The following is a 19,697-nucleotide window of genomic DNA, read 5'->3' as shown; positions in this document are numbered from 1 at the left end:
GCTAGCGTTATCATTGACGACCATCGCGAGCAGAGCTCGCTCCTACAAGGGAAGGTCCCCATCAAAGAGCATGGAGCGTTGTATATGAATCCCGCTGAACCGGTCACAGGGTTGATTCTTTCCGGCGGCGGGGCTCGGGCGGCCTATCAGGTCGGTGTGCTGGCGGCGATTGCCGAGCTTTTGCCATTGGGTGCGGACAATCCGTTTCCGGTGATCGTCGGCACCTCGGCCGGTGCGATCAATGCCGTCAGCCTGGCCAGCGGGGCGATGGATTTTCGCGCGGCCATCGAACGGCTCACGGCCTTCTGGCAGGGCTTTCGCAGTCATCTGGTATTGCGCAGTGACTGGCCCGGAGTGATCCAGCAGGCCAGTCGATTTGTCGGTCACAGCCTGCTGGGCCTTGGCGCTCAGGTCCCGGTGGCGTTGCTCAATAGCACGCCACTGCGCCATTTGCTCAACCACAAGTTGCACATGACCGGTATTGCAGAGGCCATCGCTCGAAAGCAGTTACACGCAGTGGCCGTCACAGCGTTTGGTTACGAATCCGGTCAGGCGGTGACGTTCTATCAGGGCGGAGGCACCATTGACGCCTGGTTGCGCCATCGACGAATTGGCGTTCCTACCCAGTTGTCCGTTGAACATCTGCTCGCCAGTTCGGCCATTCCGCTGTTGTTTGCCCCGGTGAAAATCGGCGAAGAGTATTTCGGTGATGGCGCGGTGCGCCAATCGGCACCGATCAGCCCGGCACTGCACCTGGGGGCGAGTCGTGTGTTGGTGGTGGGGGTCAGTGGCAACCCGAGGGGCATCGATCCGGAGCAGCCGTTGCAGCGCGCGTACACCGGTCAGCAACCGACCCTGGCGCAAATCGGTGGGCACATGCTCAACAGTACGTTCATTGACAGCCTGGAAAGCGACATCGAGTTGTTGCAGCGCTTGAATCAGTTCAGTCGCCTCATGCCCGATGGCACACCGATCCGCACGCTGGGTGTGGCGCCGGTGGAGGTGCTGGTGATTTCGCCGAGTCAGCCGATCGACGAGATTGCCGCACGCCATCGCCAGGAATTGCCGGCGGCGCTGCGATTGTTTTTGCGCGGGCCAGGGGCGACCAAGACCAGTGGGGCGGGGGTGTTGAGTTATCTGTTGTTCGAGGCGGGATATTGCAGCGAGTTGATTGATCTTGGGCGGCGGGATGCGTTGGCCAAGAAGGATGAGTTGTGCCGGTTTCTGGGATTGGCGGTTTCGGCTTGAGATTGACGGTGCGGCATTCGCGAGCAAGCTTTGCTCCCACAGGTTTTGTGTCGTTCGCATAAGTGGCGAACAATATAAAACCTGTGGGAGCAAAGCTTGCTCGCGATGGCGTCCTTACAGACGCCGCCGAATCAGAAGTGAACCTTGACCAGTAAGCTGGTCGCGCTCTGATCGGTCTTGAAGCCCTGGCTGTCTTCGATACCGTACTTGTTTTTCCAGTAGTCGTATTCGACACCGACGTACAACTGCTTTTCACCCAGATTCAGCGCCTTGCCCAGGTCGTACTTGATCTGCGGATTGAAGTGCAGGTTGGCGTGGTATTCGCCTTTTTTGTTGACGTCGTTGTCAACCACCCAGTCCATGAAACCGTCGATCAGGATGCTCGAGTCGCCCACCGGAATGGTGTAGGACCAGACCGGCGTGACCTGCCAGATGTTGTCGCCCGGGCGGCTGCCTTCGGTGTGACGGTTGTAGAAGTTCAACTGGAAGTAGTCGAAGCCCGGGATGGCCAGGTCGAAGCCTGGACCGATCAGGTACGACTCGGTGTCGTTCTCGCCGAACTCATAGGTCATGGCCAGCAGGACGTCCTTGACCGGGCCGAATTCCAGCTTCTGATCGAAGATCTTGCCGAACGACAGGCGCGGGCTGAATTCGCCGTAGTAAGAGTTATTACCCGCGAAGGCGTCTGGCTTGCCGTTGTAGAAGATCTTGTCGACGAAGAAGAAGTTGTCGCCGTATTTCCAGCCATCGGCGTGTTCGAAGGTCACTGTCTGCTGGATGCGTGGGTTGACCTGGAAGTCCTTGCCATACAGGTAGGTCAGGCTGTTGTTCTGCCATTGCAGCAAGTCGCCGGCCATGGCCTGGCCCCCTGCCAGCATGGATCCCGCGAGCATCAGGCTAGTGCACGTGCGTTTCATTCGGTTGCTCCCAAAAAGTAGTGGTTTCACGTTTTTTTTTAAGGTCGACGCTCTGGTGTGGCGTCTTTTCCTGTAGCTGTAAAAAATCTTCCATTCGGTCAGCTTGAGTGCTGTCAGCAAGTGCTGCGCCAAGGTTTTCTGAAAACAAAAAAACTCCCGTTCGGCTGCTCTGCAACAGTCGATTGAGAGGGTTTTGGGGATGCCTTGGTACCGTCCAGCGCCGGGATAAGTTGGCTTTCTGGTCAGGAATTAAATCCGGGCTTTTTTTTAAAGCGGATTCAGGCGGCCGCGGAGAATACTGACTCCTTGGCCAGGTCTCAAGTGCCCCGCAACAGCGCACCGACGACAGGTTTGAAGCGCGGTTGCGGGTCATCTTAGAAATGCACCTTCACCAGCAGGCTGGTGGTGCTCTCATTGGTGTCCAGCCGGGTGCTGTCTTCAATGCCGTACTTGTTTTTCCAGTAGCTGTATTCGACGCCGACATACACCTGTTTCTCCCGCCAGCCCAAGGCCTTGCCCAGGTCGTATTTGACCTGCGGGTTGAAGTGCAGGTTGGCGTGATAGGTGCCATGGGCGTTCTGGTCGTTGTCCACGACCCAGTCGATGTAGCCGTCAATCAACAGGCTCGAATTGCCCAATGGCAGGGTGTAGGACCAGGCCGGGGTGATCTGCCAGACATCATCGCCGGGACGCGAGCCTTCGGTGTGGCGGTTGTAGAAGTTCAGGGTGAAAAAGTTGAAGCCGGGCACCTTGAGATCAAAACCGGGACCGATCAGGTAAGCCTCGCTGTCGTCTTCGCCATTCTCGTAGGTCATGGCCAGCAGCACGTCCTTGATCGGGCCGAATTCGAAACGGCGGTCGAGGATTTTGCCGAAGGACAGACGCGGGCTGAATTCGCCATAGTAGGCGTGAACGCCTTTGTTCCGGTCTTGCGCGCCGTTGTAGTAGGTGCTGTCGACGAACAGGAAGTTATCGCCGTACTTCCAGCGGTCGGCGTGTTCGAAGGTGATCGTCTGCTGGATCGGCGGATTGACCGCGAAATCCTTGCCGTACAGATAGCTCAGGCTGTTGGTTTGCCACAGCAGCAGATCGCCGGCCATGGCCTGGGTCGCGGCCAGAAGCCCACCGCCCAACAGTATGTTTGTCTGTGTCCGAATCATCTGTTGCTCCTTCTTGTTTTTATTTTTCAGGCGCAGGCAGTCCCCGACCTGTGGAAGCGAGCCTGCTCGCGAAAGCGGTTTGCCAGTCAACATTGATGTTGGATGTGACGACCTCTTCGCGAGCAGGCTCGCTCCCACAGGTTCTGTGGTGTCTTTACCTGTCAGTGGGCGTGGCAGTTGGCGGCAGCGCGTTCGGCGCCGCCAAGAATGTTGAACAACAGGTTCAACGTCAGGGCGCTGAGAGTGGCCATGGCGATGCCGCTGTGGGTGATCGGGCTCATCCATACGGGCAGGTGGGCGAAAAACTCCGGACGCACCACCGGGATCAGGCCCATGCCGATGCTCACCGCCACCAGCAGCTGGTTGCGGCGGTCACCGATGTCGGCTTCCTGAAGAATCTTGATGCCGGTGGCGGCCACCATGCCGAACATCGCAATCGCCGCGCCGCCCAGTACCGCTGGCGGAATCGAGGCCACCAGGAACGCCGCTTTGGGCAGCAGGCTCAGGACGATCAGCAAGCCACCGGCAACGATGGTCACCGAGCGGCAGCGCACGCCGGTCATCTGCACCAGGCCGATGTTCTGGGCGAAGGAGGAGTGGGTGAAGGTGTTGAAGAAGCCGGCGAAGAACGAGGCGCCGGCATCGCACAGCAAGCCGCGACGCAACATGCGCGGGCAGACTTCCTGGCCGGTGATCTTGCCCAGGGCGAGGAACATCCCGGTGGACTCGACGAAAATGATCACCACCACCAGGCACATCGAGAGAATCGGGGCGAGTTCGAATTTGGGCATGCCGAAGTGCAGCGGGGTGACGAATTGCAGCCAGGGCGCATTGGCCATGCCGCTGAGGTCGACCATGCCGATCAGGCCGCAGAGCACGTAGCCCAGGCACATGCCGATCAGTACGGAAATATTGACCCAGAAACCACGCATGAAACGATGCACCAACAAAATGGTACCCAGCACCAGCGCAGCAATGGTCAGGTAGATCGGCGAACCGAATTGCGCGGCCTGAGCGCCGCCGCCGGCCCAATTCACCGCTACGGGGAACAGCGACAAACCGATCGAGGTGATGACCGTGCCGGTCACCAGCGGTGGGAAGAAGCGTACGACTTTGGACATGAACGGCGCGATGATCATGCCGAAGAAACCGGCGGCGATGGTGGCGCCGAAGATTCCTTGCAGGCCGATGCCGGGCATGCCGGCCATGGCAACCATGCTGCCGACTGCAGCAAAACTGGCGCCCATCATCACCGGCATGCGGATACCCAAGGGGCCGATGCCGAGGGACTGGACGATGGTGGCAATACCGGCCACCAGCAGGTCGGCGTTGATCAGGAAGGCGATTTCTTCACGACTCAGGCCTGCGGCCTGTCCGATGATCAGCGGCACCGCGATGGCTCCGCCGTACATCAGCAGAACGTGTTGCAGGCCAACCAGGATCAGTTGCAAAAGGGGTAAACGCTGAATGGCGGGTGCGTCGGGGATGCGCGCTTCGGATAGCTCGGACATGCAACACCTCGGATCATTTTTATTCTTGTGATTATTTGCATCAGGGCGACCGCGTCGCGGCCAATCGCTGGCAAGTCGAATCGTCGCACCGCAGCTCCCACAGGATTTAGGTGATCCCTGTGGGAGCTGGCTTGCCAGCGATGCTTTTTGCTACTTAATTGGTCGGGGCACCCTGAACAATCCAGGCGCCGATCAGGTCACGTTCCTGCTGGGTCATCTGCGTGATGTTGCCCAGTGGCATGATCTGGCTGGTGACGGCTTGCGCCTGGATGCGCGCAGCGTTCTGGCGGATCTGTTCGGGGGTATCGAACATCACCCCGGCCGGAGCTGCGCTGAACAGCGGGCTGGTCGGTTTGGCCGAGTGGCAAACGGCGCAACGCTCTTGAATCACGCTGTGCACCTTGTCGAAACCAGGACCGGCATTGGACGCTTGCGCTGGCGCCGCTGCCGGAGCTTCGGCAGGTTTTGTCTCAGCCGGTTTCAAACCACCGCCCAATGCTGTTTCCGGCAGAGGCTGGTATTCGATCTTCGCAGGCGCCTTGGCCACTTCAGGGCTGTTCATCGGTGCGGGGCCGGTGACGTAAGCCAGGCTGATCATGCCCACCGCTGCCACTGGCAGGGTCCAGGCAAACTTGTGGCTGTCGTGACGGGTGTTGAAGTAGTGACGCACCAACACCGCCAGTACCGCGATCCCCGCCAGGATCAACCAGTTGTACTGGCTGCCGTAGGTGCTCGGGAAGTGGTTGCTGATCATGATGAACAGCACGGGCAAGGTGAAGTAGTTGTTGTGACGCGAACGCAGCAGGCCTTTGGCCGGCAGTGCCGGATCGGGCGTGCGGTTCTCGGCGATTGCCGCCACCAGTGCGCGCTGTGCGGGCATGATGATGCGGAACACGTTGCCGACCATGATGGTGCCGATGATCGCGCCGACGTGCAGGTAGGCACCACGACCGCTGAACACCTTGCTGAAGCCGTAGGCGGCGCCGATGATCAGGACGAACAGGATGAAGCCGAGCAGGGCAGGGCGTTTGCCCAGGGCCGAGTCGCAGAGGAAGGAGTAGATGAACCAGCCGATGAACAGCGAGCCGATACCGATGGCCACGCCTTCAGGGCCGCTCAGGGTGCTGCCCGGAGCCAGCAGATAGAGCGTCGGGTTGGAGTAGAACACCACGCACAGCAGCGCGATACCCGACATCCAGGTGAAGTAGGCTTCCCATTTGAACCAGTGCAGGTTGTCCGGCATGGTCGGTGGGGCCAGTTTGTATTTTTCCAGGTGGTAGATGCCGCCGCCGTGGATCGCCCACAAATCACCGGCCAGACCGCTTTTCGGGTTGACCCGATTGAGGTTGTTTTCCAGCCAGACGAAGTAGAACGACGCGCCGATCCAGGCCACACCGGTAATCATATGAACCCAGCGCACGCTCAGGTTCAGCCATTCCAACAGATGTGCTTCCACAGTCTTTACCTCTCGCCTGTCACTCTGTTGTCGAGTGATCAGACCTTCTCTTATTGGTGGGGGGCGAGGATCAAACGCTCATCCTCTTTGAAAAAATGCTCATCGCAGTTATTGCCTGTGCCACTGCGATCAACCACCAGGAAGTCATCCCGCTTTTCGATCGTCAGCACCGGGTGGTGCCAGACGCCGCGATGGTAATTAATGCCCTGCCTGCCGTTGGTGACGAAGGCGCGGACCAAGCCTGATACAGGTTCATCGCCAAGTGGCGCGACCACGATCAGAAAGGGGTTGCCGAGCAGCGGAATGAAAGCCTGGCTGCCCAGCGGATGGCGCTCCAGCATGCTGACGGTCAGCGGCATGTCCTGCGCGTCGGCGCGGAAAATGCTGATGATCGCCTTGTCCTCTGGCGTGGCGGTTTCCACCGTCGCCAGTTTGTGAAAGCGCATGGTCGAACCGTTGTTGATCATGAAGTGATCGCTGCCGTCGGTTTCGATCACGTCACCGAAAGGGGCGAAGGCTTCTTTGGTCAGCGGTTCAATCGTCAATGTGCGCATGCTGTTCTTATCCGAATTCTGTGTTGTTGGATCTGACGTCTTCGCGAGCAGGCTCGCTCCCACAGGGGAATGCATTTCAAATGTGGGAGCGAGCCTGCTCGCGAATGGCCTCACTGCTTATTTAGCGACCTTGCCCAGGACGCGCAGGCGGCTCACACCACCGTCCGGGAAGACGTTCAGGCGGATGTGGGTGATCGGGCCCAGCGCCTTGATCTGCTCGGCGAACGTGTGTTCGGCGTGCATTTCCAGCTTCTGGCTTGGCAGCAGTTCGCGCCAGAACAGCGATTGGGTTTCGATCTGGCTGTCAGTGCCGCCTTTCACGAACGCGCCCTGGATCGAGCAACTGTCCGGGTAGTTGCCCTTGAAGTGCAGGGTGTCGACGATGACTTTCTCGACTTCGCCGGCATGGCCCAGGGCGACGATCACCCAGTCATTGCCCGGGGTACGACGACGTGCGGTTTCCCAGCCGTCGCCCATGTTGATACCGCGGCCCGGGTTGAGGATGTTGCTCATGCGGCCGAAGTGCTCATCGGAGCAGGCCAGGGCACGACCGCCGTTCAGGGCAGCAGCCAGGTCGACCTGTTCGTTGTCGCCAACCGCCGACCAGTCGCGGAACGGCACGCCGTAAACGCGCAGACGGGCCACGCCACCATCCGGGTAGATGTTGAAACGCAGGTGGCTGAAGGCCTGATCGTTTTTGATTTCGTGGTAGTGGTGGCTGTTGCCTTGCAGCTCGACGGCGGACAGCACTTCAACCCACTGGGTGTTTTCGTTCGGCTCGCCTTCGGCCAGGAAGCAGGCTTCCAGGGAAGCCGACGGCGGGAAGTTGCCGGTGAAGAATGAAGTGTCGATGTCCACGCCCTTGATCGAACCCGGTACGCCCAGGCGAATCACCGCGCTGTCGAAGCCTTCGAAGCGTTTGCGACGCGATTCCCAGCCGTCCATCCACTTGCCGTTGTCATCGAACACGCCCTCCTTCCATACGGCCGGGGTCGGTTGGAACAGACGGTTGGCGTCTGCGAACCAGTCATCGGTGACCGAGATGATTTTGGTGCCCAGGCGGGCGTCGGCCAGGTTGACGAACTTCTCGAAAGGTACGGCGTAAGCTTTCATTCTTCTTGTCTGCCTTTAAATAAGTGGCTTGGGATGCTCTCAGGGCCCTGGGCGTGTTCGGCGTTCTTGAGCACGCTCGGGCCAGGATCGCTATAGGGTCAGTAATCGGAACAGGGCGATCTTGTTGATCTCCGCCAGCGCGCACTTGAACTCGGTGTCGACCGGGTTATGGATGCGCGTTTCGAACGCTGCGAGGATCTGATGCCGGTTGCTGCCTTTTACCGCCATGATGAAGGGAAACTTGAACTTGGCCTTGTAGGCGTCGTTCAGCTCGGTGAAGCGCTGAAACTCTTCGGCCGTGCATTGGTGAATACCGGCGCCAGCCTGTTCATTCGTGCTGGCTTCGGTCAACTGGCCCTGGACGGCAGCTTTACCGGCCAGGTCCGGGTGAGCGTTGATCAGTGCCAGCTGACTGGCGTGATCGGCGCTCAAAAGGATGTCGCTCATGCGTTGGTGCAGGGTTTCGATCTGGTCGATCGAAGCGTCCTGGCCCAGCTCGAAAGCCTTTTCGGCCACCCATGGCGAATGTTCGTAGATATCGGCGAATACGCTGACGAAAGCGTCGCGGCTCAAGGTCGAGGGTTTGATCGATTGAAAGGTGCTCATTTGGCAGCCCCTTGGTACGGGTGGGTTTCCTGCCAGTGGCGCGCGATGTCAACGCGACGGCTGAACCACACCTGTTCATGACTTTTAGCGTATTCGATAAAGCGCTTGAGCGAGGCCAGACGCGCCGGACGGCCAATCAGGCGGCAGTGCAGGCCGATCGACAGCATCTTCGGGGCTTCGGCGCCTTCGGCGTAGAGCACGTCGAACGCGTCCTTCAGGTATTCGAAGAAATCGTCGCCCTTGTTGAAGCCCTGGACCTGGGTGAAGCGCATGTCGTTGGTGTCCAGGGTGTACGGGATCACCAGGTGCGGCTTGCCGGTCGGGTTGTTCGGTTCCCAGTAGGGCAGATCGTCGTCGTAGGTGTCGCTGTCGTAGAGAAAACCGCCTTCTTCCATCACCAGGCGACGGGTGTTCGGGCCGGTGCGGCCGGTGTACCAGCCCAGCGGGCGTTCGCCAGTGATTTCGGTGAGGATGCGGATCGCTTCGAGCATGTGCTCGCGTTCCTGGGCTTCATCCATGTACTGGTAGTCGATCCAGCGGTAGCCGTGGCTGCAGATTTCATGGCCGGCATCGACCATGGCGCGGATCACGTCCGGGTGACGCTGGGCGGCCATGGCCACGGCAAAAATGGTCAGCGGAATGTCGAATTCCTTGAACAGCTTGAGAATCCGCCAGACGCCGGCGCGGCTGCCATACTCGTAAAGGGATTCCATGCTCATGTTGCGCGCGCCTTGCAGCGGCTGCGCCGAGACCATTTCCGAGAGAAAGGCTTCGGATTCCTTGTCGCCGTGCAGGATATTGCGCTCGCCACCTTCTTCGTAATTGAGCACAAAGGACAGGGCGATACGGGCATTGCCCGGCCAATGTGGGTGAGGAGGGTTACTGCCGTAACCGGTCAGGTCGCGTGGGTAGTCAGCGCTCACTGCAGTCTTCCTTCTTATTCGTGGTAGCAGATTGTGTGGCGCGCCTGGATGGGGGTGGCAGGCTGGCGTCACAGCGATGGGCTGATTGTATACAACTTTATATTCACTTTGTAAGCCTGATTTTTTGCATTTTTCGCTAACGGTCATCTTCGCGTGCTATCGGGAGGAGCCTGCAAGAAATTTGCCTGGTTGGTCAGCTAATGGCTGCGGGGTTCAGATTCTTGGTGCTTTCGCCGTAAATCGCCTGGAAATCCCTGGGTGGCGTAGAGGGTCGTAAAAATGTCGCTTTTATTGTGTACAATTTTTTTGAAAAATGTCTTAATCAGTCGCTCGCCGCAGCTTTTCGCGTTCTGAAACGGTGCGGTCTCCTTTTAACTGACTTCGGGAGGCGCGAGGTCTGACTGCTTCCACGCAGGCAGGCGCGCAGAATCAATGGGACGTTTGACTACACACGTTTTGGACGCTGCACATGGTTGCCCGGGCAGCTCGATCAAGGTCGAGCTGTACCGCGTTGAAGGATCGCACCTGGAATTGGTCGCCACTGCGATAACCAACAGCGATGGCCGTGTCGATGCACCGCTGCTGCAGGGTGATGACTACCGCACCGGTGTCTATCAGGTTCAGTTTCATGCGGGCGACTACTACCGCGCCCGTGGGGTCCAGTTGCCTACGCCTGCGTTCCTGGATGTCGTGGTGCTGCGTTTCGGCATCTCGGCGGAACAGGATCACTACCACGTGCCGCTGCTGATTTCGCCCTACAGCTATTCCACGTACCGCGGCAGCTGATCCCCCAAGCAGCTGCCTCACCCTGGAAGCGACTGCGCATATAGCTTCTTTGGTCTTTCGCCCGCTCACACTGCGGGCTTTTTTTCGCGCCGTGCTTAGGCCCTTGGATCATCCGATCGCACAATAAAGACAGCGTCGGGGCGATCCTTTGAAATCTGGCTCCCGCCTTTGAGCCAGACCAGCTTGTTCGCCGCTTGGGCGTCTTGAACGGCTTGCATGGCCGACGGGCCAATCATTTCCGGCCACCTGTTCGAGGAGAATCCCTGGTCACGGGAAGGTGGAATATGAATTTTTTTACCGAGAACACGATGCAGGGTCATGAAGAACACAAAATCATGCCCTGTTCGCCGGAACACCAACACGGGATAGGACTGGGCGACGGTGGGCTCAAACACGGTGTATCCATTGCGGCTCAAAAGGTTGGCCATGAACAGCTTGAGGTCGACAGCATTTTGGGTGGTGGTGAAGTATCGCCACTCGTTGCGGAACTTGTGCGGATCAAATTCCAGTCGCTGTAATTGCGCTTGATCGGAAAGCAGGGGAAGTTCCATAACCCGGGAAATCCCCTCGCCTGCAGTCATTGGCGACACGGGGAGCATGAGCAGTGGATCAGCCAACTCTGGCCGTGGTGTGATGTTCAGGGACCTCCAGTCATTGAACACTTGCCTGAGGGTCGTCAGCCCGGCGCTGGTTGCGACTTCGGAGCCGTTGGCGAGGTGAAACTGTTTTCTGGCGACATTCAGTAAAGAGATTTCCGAGAGCTCGGGAAAGTAAGTGGCGACATAGTCGGTCAGCGCTCTGACGAAGGGTAGCTGCGGATCGACTTCCCAGTGGTGGTTCGGCGGCACCTGGATAGCGCCACGGGGTTGTTGTTCGGGCTCTCGCCTGAGGGTTGCTTGCAATAAATCAAAGTCGTAGATCAGGTGTGTCGGGTTCTTGATGTAAACAATGGGATGGTCCGGCGACTCACCGCGCGGCACGGTCTTGTACAGAACACCCGCGATGGTGACATCTTCGGGCGACGCATGTTGAGCGGGGATTTCCCAGTTTTGCCATGGCTCGGATGGTGGATCGGCTTCGGACATCCGCGGAACGGATGACGCAGCATCCTCGTTTTCTTCTTCATTCCGGCGTGGGCGCTTGGAGGGACCTGCTTCCTCATTCGGATCGCCCGGCTGTCGGTTGACTGTCACAATCAGTTCTGAATCCACCATGCCACTGTTGTCGGGTCGAAACTGACGCCATTTGAGCATTCCTTCCACACGTTCAAGCCGCGGGCCTGAAGGCACGAGCTCTGTGATCTGTTTTGCCCTGAAATGACCTTGCGCGTCGTGGCCTACAGATACCGTCCCGCCCTCTACAAGATCGACATACTGGCGCCCGGAGACAATTGATCGGAGTCCGGTCGCCGGGTCGGGATCGGGTAACCGCTCTACCAGCCCAGGTGCCAGATAATAATTGCCCAATGGGAAGTCAGTAATGGTACGACTGATGTGCAGATCGGCAGGGAGGTCGATGATCTCAATGGGCGGAGGCTGGACCTCAAGTGTTTGTGCGTGCTCCGGGAATTGATGCCCTGGCTGCGAATCGGGTTCATGGCCTTGTGGGGTGACAGGACGCCTGGGCAAAGTGTCCGCGGCCGTGTCGCGTATGCCTGAGGGGCCATCGTTTGGGGGGCCGGGGAATTTGGGGCGAAGGGGATGTTTTGGGCTCATTGAAAACCTTTTTGGAGTCGTATGAAATGTATGTGCCTGAAATGCGCGGTCAGTTCTCGCCGGCATGACCGGCGAGATGAGGCGTCTGTCAGCGTTCCCTGATAATGAAAACCGACTGCCATCCCGAGGCGGTTATCTGGGTTCCACCAAGCAGCCACACCACTTTGTTCTGGTCGTGAGCAGTCAGCAGTGCTGTTCGTGCTTGTTCGCCGATACGGGCTGTCAGATGCGGGTCGGAAAGTTCATTGCCCGGTGGGGTGATGTCTCTGATTGCGTGGCCCTCCACACGACCCAGTTTCAGGAAAAAAACGGCATCGTGGTTGGCGCGGGTGAAAACGAGCGTTGAGCCTTGGTGTTCGTTTGTTAAAGGAAAAACACTGTACCCATTGCGCACCAGCACGGTTGCCACCAGCCGCTTGAGGTTGAAGTTGGAAGGGTTGGCAGAAAAGTTTCTCCATTCCTCAGGGAAACGATGCGGGGCAAAGTCCAGCCGTCGCAACGTTACGGCAGCATCAGAAGGGGGCAGCGCCAACCAGCCAGTATTGGTGGTTCTGGTGATGACGGGAAGCATGAGCAGCGGGTCGGCCAGTTCTCGTCGAGGTATTGTGGCGCTGCTGGCATTGGCCCAGTTACGAAAGGTCTGCTTCAAGACCATAAGGCCACGGCTGTTGATAACCTCCGAATGATCGGCGCGATTAAATAGCGTTCTTGCAACGGTATTTAATGTCTCATCCGAGTAGTCCCTGAAAGTTTCGGCGATGTAACCGGTCAAGCTCTTGTCGAATGGGTAGAGGTTGTCCGGCACTTTCCACTCGCCGTTCTGTTTGACTGCCCACCTGGGTTGCAGTGATAGATCGTCCTGCAGCATCTCTTCGAAGGCTTCATAGCGTGAAGGTGAAAACCGGGGATGTTCCATTAAAGCAACTTCAGTGTTCGCCAACGATCCTTGAGGTACGACGCGATAATGAAGCCCTTCGATTTCAATGGAGTTCGCCGATTGAGGCTTTGTCGAACTTCCCCAGTTCTTCCATAACGCAGAAGACAGATCTATAGGAGAGGCGGGCTGCGTGAGAAGGTCTGAGAGGAGGGGGTGTGCTTGGGCTAAATCGCTGTCGTCTTCATCCAGGCGCGGCCGCTTGTTGGTGCTTGGGCCGGGTTGTTCGTCCGTCGAGCTTGACGATTGTGGGTTGCGCCCAGGGGCGTCTGTGGTTTTCCTGCGCCAGAACACCGTTCCGGCAATTCTTTCGAGTACCGGACCTGTGGCGATCAGCTCATTGGCGGATGACGCTTGGTACTCGCCGTCATCTCGGCGTCGCACCAGCGTGACGCCTTCATTTTCGATTTCTGCATACATCGTGTTGCGTTGGCCATGGCGTAATCCGTCGGTAAGTGGGGCGGGTAATCTCGATATCAGAGCGGAGGGCAGAAAGTTGATGTCGGATGTTATGCCAGAGGGGCTGATTACAAGTGGCCCGGGCGTGGAAATGTCCACCACCATAATCGATGGTCCTTGCGGGGAATTGTCCGATTGCCCTTCAGGCCGTTGGTTCCCCGGCAAGTCGATGGCAGGTCCGGGAATGTTGGGATCAGGCAAGTGGTGCCAAGGAGTTCTCCCGTCCTCGCCCTGGTTGTTTCTAATAGATGGGTCAGTTTCCGGAGTACCGGGTTTTGGTTTTCTTGGTGGCTTCATGCCTATGTCACTCCAGTAATAGATATCGCTCGTTTGGATAGATTCACACCTGCCAGTTGGGAGCGAGTCGCCCGATCAGACAGGTTTATAGTATTGATTACGCTTAATGCAGAGGGTGATAGTTATGTTGTGCAAAGTGAATGGGTTTGTTGAGATTTAAGTAATCTCTGGCTGTTTTTAACTTGTTGCGTGGAGATAGATTAATCCGAAAATAAGATCAACTTTATGTAAGGTGCCAGAAGCGCTCACCAGATATATATCCTCGATAGGTGTGTCTTCATTGTTATATTCGGGGAGGTAGATAATGGTTTGCCCGATCAGAAGTTTATTTTCCGATAGTTTTTTTATGGAAGGGTCCAGAAACCGTGTGTAAAAATACCAGGTCGATGCGTTGGATATTTTAGCGAGTGCGCCCGGTGTAGATATTCGAAGTTGGGTGTGTGTTTCGAACCGGACATGATAGGTCGAGCCTTTCCCCTCGAGTGATAGTGTCGTATTTGACAAGCGCCCAGGGAGATCGACAATCTGCGGGTGTGAATCAAGTATGAGGGCCTTGCTATCTTCAGGGGTAAGAAAGTGGTAGCGTCCTGTCCGTCTTTTAAGCATGCACTCGCCATCTATCTTTACAAGACCCGGAGTGTCTCCGTAAGCATGGTTATGCGCTGGAGGAGGGATTATTCGATAGGACACTCCGTCGCGCATTGTTACGATTAATGCCTGATTCAATTTCATTTCTTTGCTCATGTAATTCGAGTGGGAAATGTTTGAATAGGTGTAATGTCCATCGGATATAAACTCTTCGAGTGTTAAAGTTTTGCTGGTAAAGTTAAGTTTCAGGGAGGTGTTGCTGGCGGTTGCATTGTGATGGGCATACTGACTGTCAGCTCGAATCGTATAGGTGGCTTGAGCTGAAACCATTTCCTTACTGTCATAATCGATAAAAATAGTGTTTACGGCGTTATTGTCTTTTTTTGTGATTGTGAAGCGGGTTTCGGGTGTGTCCCTATTAATGAAATAATTTGGGTGTGTGGTGGAGGACACTTCATGCTCAGGGCTGTTGAGAATCAATGGGGACGGCCTTCTCCCCTTCACCAGAATCAAGACTTCAACACTGTGGTTATCAAGGCCTTCCAATTCATCGGGGAAGTCAGGGGAGAGTTGAAACCCGTCCAGGGTCAAGAAACGTAGTATCTGTTCCTGGAACAGGCGTTTGTTTTCCGTTGTTTTATAGACGCCCTTGATGACCAGCTTTCTTTCCGGTAATTCTCCATCGGGTCCACACCGCGACGAAACCACAAGTGAAGTGCCTTCAATGGACCACCGCTCAATGGCTTCAAATGGCCAGTCCAGGATAATCACGCTTTCTTCCTGCGGGTCCTCGCTGATGACGACAGTGCCGCTTTTGTGGGCAACGTAATACTGGTCTAGGCCTGCGCCACCTGCAGCACTTCCATACCTCCCCATCAGATAAATCGTGTCATCACCACCACCTGCATCGATCTCGTCGTGGCCTCTGGAAACGATACGGTTCGCACCGGCGGATCCCTTCACGATGTTTCTCGCGCCGGAGAGCGTTTCGACGTTTTCAATACTTTCCAGCGCTGTCAGGTGGACAGGAGGCATCGAACCGATATTGCTCAGCAGGCGGATCCGGCCGTTCTCCAAATCAATTTCATAGCCGGTGTGTGGAGAAACGTCCCGGCTTTCCAGCTTGCCTTGGAAAACCAGCGTGTCGTTACCGTCGCCACCTAGAAGTTGCGCATCTGTCTGGACAGGCGCGGGCGCTTTGAGCGTCTGTACGGCACCTTCAAACAGGAACTGATCATCCTGATCACCACCGGTCAGGTGCTTTGAGCCTGTGCCATAGATGAAATGATTGGGTTTCTTTTCGACACCGATGACGGTGTCTTTCCCGCCTCCCAGCAGCCAAAGCGTTGCTTTGGTTTCACCGCCGGTTCCCTTCACTACTCCAGGGAGATCCGAAGGAATTCCGTTGCGCGCGTCGATGGTATCGTTTTCGTCCTGAATCTGTGGCGCCTTGATTTCCGTGGAGCCCATCGATTCGCGGCCTTCGGAATCCTCCTCGAACCAAAACACTTGGTTGGCTTTCAGGGAAACAGTCACCTTGCCATTTACGATGGCCTCGACACTGCCTTTCAATTGTCCATCGAGCCAGTTACGCGCTCTCTTGGTGAGCATTTTCGAGTGCTGATCTTTAGTCAAAGCGATGCTGTATCGGTCCTCAATGCGTTGCGGCGGACTTTGGTTGAGAAAGGCAAGAAAGCCGGTAACGAGACGTTCATCGACACTCAGCTCAATGTAATCGTCAATGTCGTCCACATAGCGAACGGCGCTGTAGATCTGCGATCCCGTAATCAGAATGGCTGCCGCCGCGATTCCCAGCGGACCGGCATGTGCGAAGCCGGCCAGGGCCGCCGTGCCGAGAATCAGGGTCAATGCGGCGCTGGTCAGGTTCAAGCCGGCTGCGACGTAATGATCCAGGGCCTGCTTGCCGGTGGTTTGAGAGGCATCGTTCAGCGCTTTGATCGCCAAGTAGATGTCGAAGGGCAGGGTCAAGGCGCCTGCGATCAAACCCGCTCCACGCGACAGGTGTAGACCAAAGTGAGTCCTGGAAAAACCCTGGTAGACCAGCGCACTGTTTTCAATCATCTCTTGGGCGGTTTTAACCAGGCCGCGCTCGATGATCAGCGAACCGAGCTCCGTCACCACCGCCCCGGCATTGATCGCCGCTTCGGTACGATCACCGCTTTTGATCGCGTCGCAAATGCCCATCAAACCGCTATAGATACCAAACGCCTGTAACCCGACGCCCATGCTGTTAACGACTTTGCTTTTCTGTTTGTTGACCCAGCCAGGCACATTTTCGGGTAAGCGGGTATCGCGGATATCCAGTTTCTGGGCTGATTGTAAAAGCCTGTCGATCTTTTGCGTGTGAGTGCCTTGTGCCTCGCTGAACAGCGGTGATGCGTCGACCGAGCGATGAGTTGCAATCTCGAACAACAGGGTCGGGATCGTGTAGTCGCCAACAGTGCCGCTCGCCCGGATGCGATTTTCGACATCAGCGGGGTTCAATTGTATGTCGTCGATAAATGCCTGGGGGGGCCGGCGAAAGTTGGTGTTGCCGATATCCAGCGGCTCACCATCAATGGTGGCATTCATCAGGTGAAGTTCTATGCGGCTGACTGTGAATTGGCCAACTATCAGCGGTCCATAATGCTGATCCAGGGCCCGCAGCACCCGTTCCCGCTTCCTGGCGGATCGAGGGCGCTGGTCACCGGCAGTCGAGGCTCCGTTGCTGCGGATAAAATCCGCGATTTCCTGATCGGCTCCAGCCAAAGAAGGCGGATCAATGTCCGACACTTTGATGGCGTCGTAGTCTGTTGCGTCGGAAGGCGTGAAATTGTGCGCCATACATACTTCCTGGTCGGGCTGTTTGGAAAAACGTTGGCCCGAACTGTAGGGAAGCGTGATATGCGTACAGCGATAAATATGTATGACGTGTGTTTCTGCCGATGACGTTGCATCCGACGCTGTATCACGTGAAGCGTGCGAAAGCCCATCCGCGGCTTCAATCTGCCGGGATGGGCGGTGGGGGTATCAGTGCCCACTCAAGAGGGAGGCAGCGCCAGCGCCACCAAACAAACCGGCACTGACCCGGTTGAACCAGCTCTGGCCCTTGCCCGAACGCAAATACCTGGCTGCACCGTGGGCGCCGAGTCCGTAGGCGACTTTGCATAGCAGATCCAGCACGGTCCAGGTGGCGATCATCACCAGCAGTTGCGGCAGGAACGGCTGCTCGGCACTCAAGAACTGCGGCAGAAACGCGGCGAAGAACAGGATGTCTTTCGGGTTGCTGGCCCCCAGCATGAAGGCGCGGCCGAACAGTGCACGAAAACGCGGCACCGGCGCCGCCTGAGGCACTTCGGCACCATGGGAAGGCTGACGCGATTGCTGCCAGCTCTGCCAGGCGAGATAGAACAGGTACAGCGCGCCGACGATTTTCAGGGCGCTGAACAACTGTTCCGATGCCAGTAGCAGCGCGCCCAGGCCCAGTGCCGAAGCACTCAATAGACAAATAGACGCGATCACACCGCCGAGAAATGCCGGGTAGGAACGGCGCAGGCCGTAGTTCAGGCTGTTGCTGATCATCAACAACGACAGTGGTCCCGGGATCAGGATCACGACCAACGCAGCGCCGCTGAACAGCAGCCAGGTTTCCAGACTCATCACTTTCCTCCATTTGCACAAAAGCCTCACCCGACGGGGTGAGGCTGTTTTCGAATCTGTACCGCGGTTACAAGAAGATGAACTTGGCGATGAAGATCGCGCAGAGCACCCACAGGCTCACGGAGATTTCCTTGTACTTGCCGGTACCGGCCTTCAGCGCCACATAGGTGATGAAGCCCAGCGCAATACCGTCGGCCACCGAAAAGGTCAGCGGCATCATGATCGCGGTGACGATCGCCGGAATGCTGTCGGTCGCTTCGTCCCACTCGATGTGGGCCATGCCGCCCATCATCAGCATGGCCACATAAATCAGCGCACCGGCGGTGGCGTAAGCAGGGATCATCCCGGCCAGCGGCGCGAAGAACATGGCCGCGATAAATAGCACACCTACGGTCACGGCGGTAAGACCAGTCCGACCACCCGCCGCTACGCCAGCGGCACTTTCCACGTAGCTGGTTACCGGAGGGACGCCGACCACGGCGCCAAATACGCTGGACGCACTGTCGGCTTTCATCGCGCGGGAGAGGTTTTCGATGCGGCCGTCAGCGCCCACCAGGTTGGCGCGTTGGGCCACACCCATCAGGGTGCCGGCGGTGTCGAACATGTGTACGAAAAGAAAGGCCAGCACCACGCTGATCATGCTGACGTTGAACACGCCGGCGAGGTTCATCGCCATCCAGGTTGGTGCAAGGCTGGGTGGGGCAGACATGATGCCCTCGTAGTGCACCAGGCCCAGGCCCCAACCGGCCAGCGTCACAGTGATGATGCTGATGAGGATCGCGCCGAACACCTTGTGGTAGCTGAGGATGGCAATCATCAGGAAGCACACGGCGGCCAGCAGCGGGCCAGGCTCGCGCAGGGAACCGAGCTTGATCAGCGTCGCTGGACTATCGACGACGATGCCGGCGGTTTTCAGGCCGATCAAGCCCAGGAACAAGCCTACACCGGCGCCCATGGCGAAGCGCAGGCTCACCGGAATACTGTTGAGCAGCCATTCACGGATCCGGGAAAAGGTCAGGATCATGAACAGCACACCGGACACGAACACCGCACCCAGGGCGGTTTCCCAGTTGTAGCCCATGGTGCCGACCACGGTGTAGGTGAAGAACGCGTTCAGGCCCATGCCCGGCGCCAGGCCGACCGGCCAGTTGGCGTACAGGCCCATCAACAGGCAGCCCAATGCCGCGGCAATACAGGTGGCAACGAATGCCGCGCCATGGTCAATTCCGGCGTCAGCCATGATGTTGGGGTTGACGAAGATGATGTAGGCCATGGTGATGAAGGTTGTCAGACCGGCAATCAGCTCGGTCTTCACCGTGGTGCCATGCAAGCTGAGTTTAAAGATGCGCTCCAGCCAGCCATTGCGTAAAGGCGGCGAGAGATCCAGCGTCGATGCTTCGGATTTGCGGCTTTCCACAGCGAATACTCCTCAAGAGTTTTATTTTTATTTCCAGGGCCGGACCCGAGGGGGTGGCAGCGGCCCTTTGAGGCACTTGCGAATTTGTTGACTGCTTGGTCAGGAACTCGCACGAAGTGGATTATGCTTTTGTATACAAAGAAAGCAAATAATGTTTTTGGTTTTGTGGACGAAAAGTTTGGCAATTGCGGTATATCGCCAAGGAGGGCGTCATCGCGAGTAGGCTCAAGGGACGCTGAAAACAAAAAAACCGGCTCAAGGGCCGGTTTATTTTTGTCTGGAGTTTGTGGTGCCTGGAAGGGACTTATCGCGAGCAAGCTCGCTCCTACAGGGGATTGCGGTCAACTGTGGGA

At 57.2% G+C, this 19,697-nt stretch carries 16 protein-coding genes; 2 read left to right on the top strand and 14 right to left on the bottom strand.

Annotated elements, in window-relative coordinates; genetic code table 11:
• Positions 1 to 84 precede the first annotated feature (84 nt).
• Positions 85 to 1,248: a patatin-like phospholipase family protein gene (locus LAB08_RS22130; RefSeq protein ID WP_096509702.1), complete on the top strand. Its 1,164-nt coding sequence runs from the start codon at positions 85 to 87 to the stop codon at positions 1,246 to 1,248.
• Between the two features lie 131 nt (positions 1,249 to 1,379).
• On the opposite strand, the gene LAB08_RS22125 is transcribed toward LAB08_RS22130, so the two are convergent.
• From LAB08_RS22125 to puuE, 9 genes are all read right to left on the bottom strand, one after another.
• Positions 1,380 to 2,165, bottom strand: coding sequence for an outer membrane protein OmpK (locus LAB08_RS22125; protein WP_096509703.1), 786 nt, complete (start codon positions 2,163 to 2,165; stop codon positions 1,380 to 1,382).
• The gene (locus LAB08_RS22120; RefSeq protein ID WP_217910635.1) at positions 2,146 to 2,538 is read right to left on the bottom strand and encodes a hypothetical protein; all 393 of its coding nucleotides are present in this window, start codon (positions 2,536 to 2,538) and stop codon (positions 2,146 to 2,148) included. Before LAB08_RS22120 ends, LAB08_RS22125 begins: the two co-directional genes overlap by 20 nt.
• Before the next feature lies 1 nt (position 2,539).
• Positions 2,540 to 3,325 carry an outer membrane protein OmpK gene (locus tag LAB08_RS22115; RefSeq protein WP_096509704.1) on the bottom strand — a complete coding sequence of 262 codons (786 nt, stop codon included), beginning with the start codon at positions 3,323 to 3,325 and terminating at the stop codon, positions 2,540 to 2,542.
• 161 nt (positions 3,326 to 3,486) lie between these two features.
• Positions 3,487 to 4,836: a nucleobase:cation symporter-2 family protein gene (locus tag LAB08_RS22110; RefSeq protein ID WP_096509705.1), complete on the bottom strand. Its 1,350-nt coding sequence runs from the start codon at positions 4,834 to 4,836 to the stop codon at positions 3,487 to 3,489.
• 154 nt (positions 4,837 to 4,990) lie between these two features.
• On the bottom strand, positions 4,991 to 6,292 hold the full coding sequence (locus LAB08_RS22105; protein ID WP_096509706.1) for a urate hydroxylase PuuD: 1,302 nt from the start codon (positions 6,290 to 6,292) through the stop codon (positions 4,991 to 4,993).
• Between the two features lie 50 nt (positions 6,293 to 6,342).
• Positions 6,343 to 6,846 (bottom strand): ureidoglycolate lyase, encoded by a 504-nt coding sequence (locus tag LAB08_RS22100; RefSeq protein WP_007988150.1) that lies wholly within the window; start codon positions 6,844 to 6,846, stop codon positions 6,343 to 6,345.
• A 117-nt stretch (positions 6,847 to 6,963) separates the two neighbouring features.
• Positions 6,964 to 7,959 carry an allantoicase gene (gene alc, locus LAB08_RS22095; protein ID WP_096509707.1) on the bottom strand — a complete coding sequence of 332 codons (996 nt, stop codon included), beginning with the start codon at positions 7,957 to 7,959 and terminating at the stop codon, positions 6,964 to 6,966.
• Between the two features lie 90 nt (positions 7,960 to 8,049).
• The gene (gene uraD / locus LAB08_RS22090) at positions 8,050 to 8,565 is read right to left on the bottom strand and encodes a 2-oxo-4-hydroxy-4-carboxy-5-ureidoimidazoline decarboxylase (protein WP_096509708.1); all 516 of its coding nucleotides are present in this window, start codon (positions 8,563 to 8,565) and stop codon (positions 8,050 to 8,052) included.
• Positions 8,562 to 9,488, bottom strand: coding sequence for an allantoinase PuuE (gene puuE, locus LAB08_RS22085; RefSeq protein WP_096509709.1), 927 nt, complete (start codon positions 9,486 to 9,488; stop codon positions 8,562 to 8,564). Before puuE ends, uraD begins: the two co-directional genes overlap by 4 nt.
• Positions 9,489 to 9,920: 432 nt before the next feature.
• Between puuE and uraH the strand changes: the two genes are divergently transcribed.
• Entirely contained in the window at positions 9,921 to 10,274 is a 354-nt protein-coding gene (gene uraH / locus LAB08_RS22080; protein ID WP_096509710.1) for a hydroxyisourate hydrolase, read from the top strand.
• 95 nt (positions 10,275 to 10,369) lie between these two features.
• On the opposite strand, the gene LAB08_RS22075 is transcribed toward uraH, so the two are convergent.
• The 5 genes from LAB08_RS22075 to LAB08_RS22055 all read right to left on the bottom strand — a co-directional run bounded on the left by LAB08_RS22075 (position 10,370) and on the right by LAB08_RS22055 (position 19,344).
• A complete protein-coding gene (locus LAB08_RS22075) occupies positions 10,370 to 11,989 on the bottom strand; it encodes a hypothetical protein (RefSeq protein WP_157755687.1) in 1,620 nt (539 codons plus the stop codon).
• An 88-nt stretch (positions 11,990 to 12,077) separates the two neighbouring features.
• Entirely contained in the window at positions 12,078 to 13,487 is a 1,410-nt protein-coding gene (locus tag LAB08_RS22070; protein WP_096509712.1) for a hypothetical protein, read from the bottom strand.
• A 369-nt stretch (positions 13,488 to 13,856) separates the two neighbouring features.
• A complete protein-coding gene (locus LAB08_RS22065) occupies positions 13,857 to 17,111 on the bottom strand; it encodes a hypothetical protein (RefSeq protein WP_096509713.1) in 3,255 nt (1,084 codons plus the stop codon).
• 186 nt (positions 17,112 to 17,297) lie between these two features.
• Positions 17,298 to 17,927 (bottom strand): LysE family translocator, encoded by a 630-nt coding sequence (locus tag LAB08_RS22060; protein ID WP_096509714.1) that lies wholly within the window; start codon positions 17,925 to 17,927, stop codon positions 17,298 to 17,300.
• A 67-nt stretch (positions 17,928 to 17,994) separates the two neighbouring features.
• Positions 17,995 to 19,344 (bottom strand): NCS2 family permease, encoded by a 1,350-nt coding sequence (locus LAB08_RS22055; protein WP_096509715.1) that lies wholly within the window; start codon positions 19,342 to 19,344, stop codon positions 17,995 to 17,997.
• Between the last annotated feature and the right edge of the window lie 353 nt (positions 19,345 to 19,697).

The sequence above is a fragment of the Pseudomonas izuensis genome, assembly GCF_002356535.2.
In the GTDB taxonomy this organism is placed as follows: domain Bacteria; phylum Pseudomonadota; class Gammaproteobacteria; order Pseudomonadales; family Pseudomonadaceae; genus Aquipseudomonas; species Aquipseudomonas izuensis.
The sequence above is the reverse complement of the archived record's forward strand: the minus strand, read 5'-3'. Positions and strand labels throughout refer to the sequence as shown.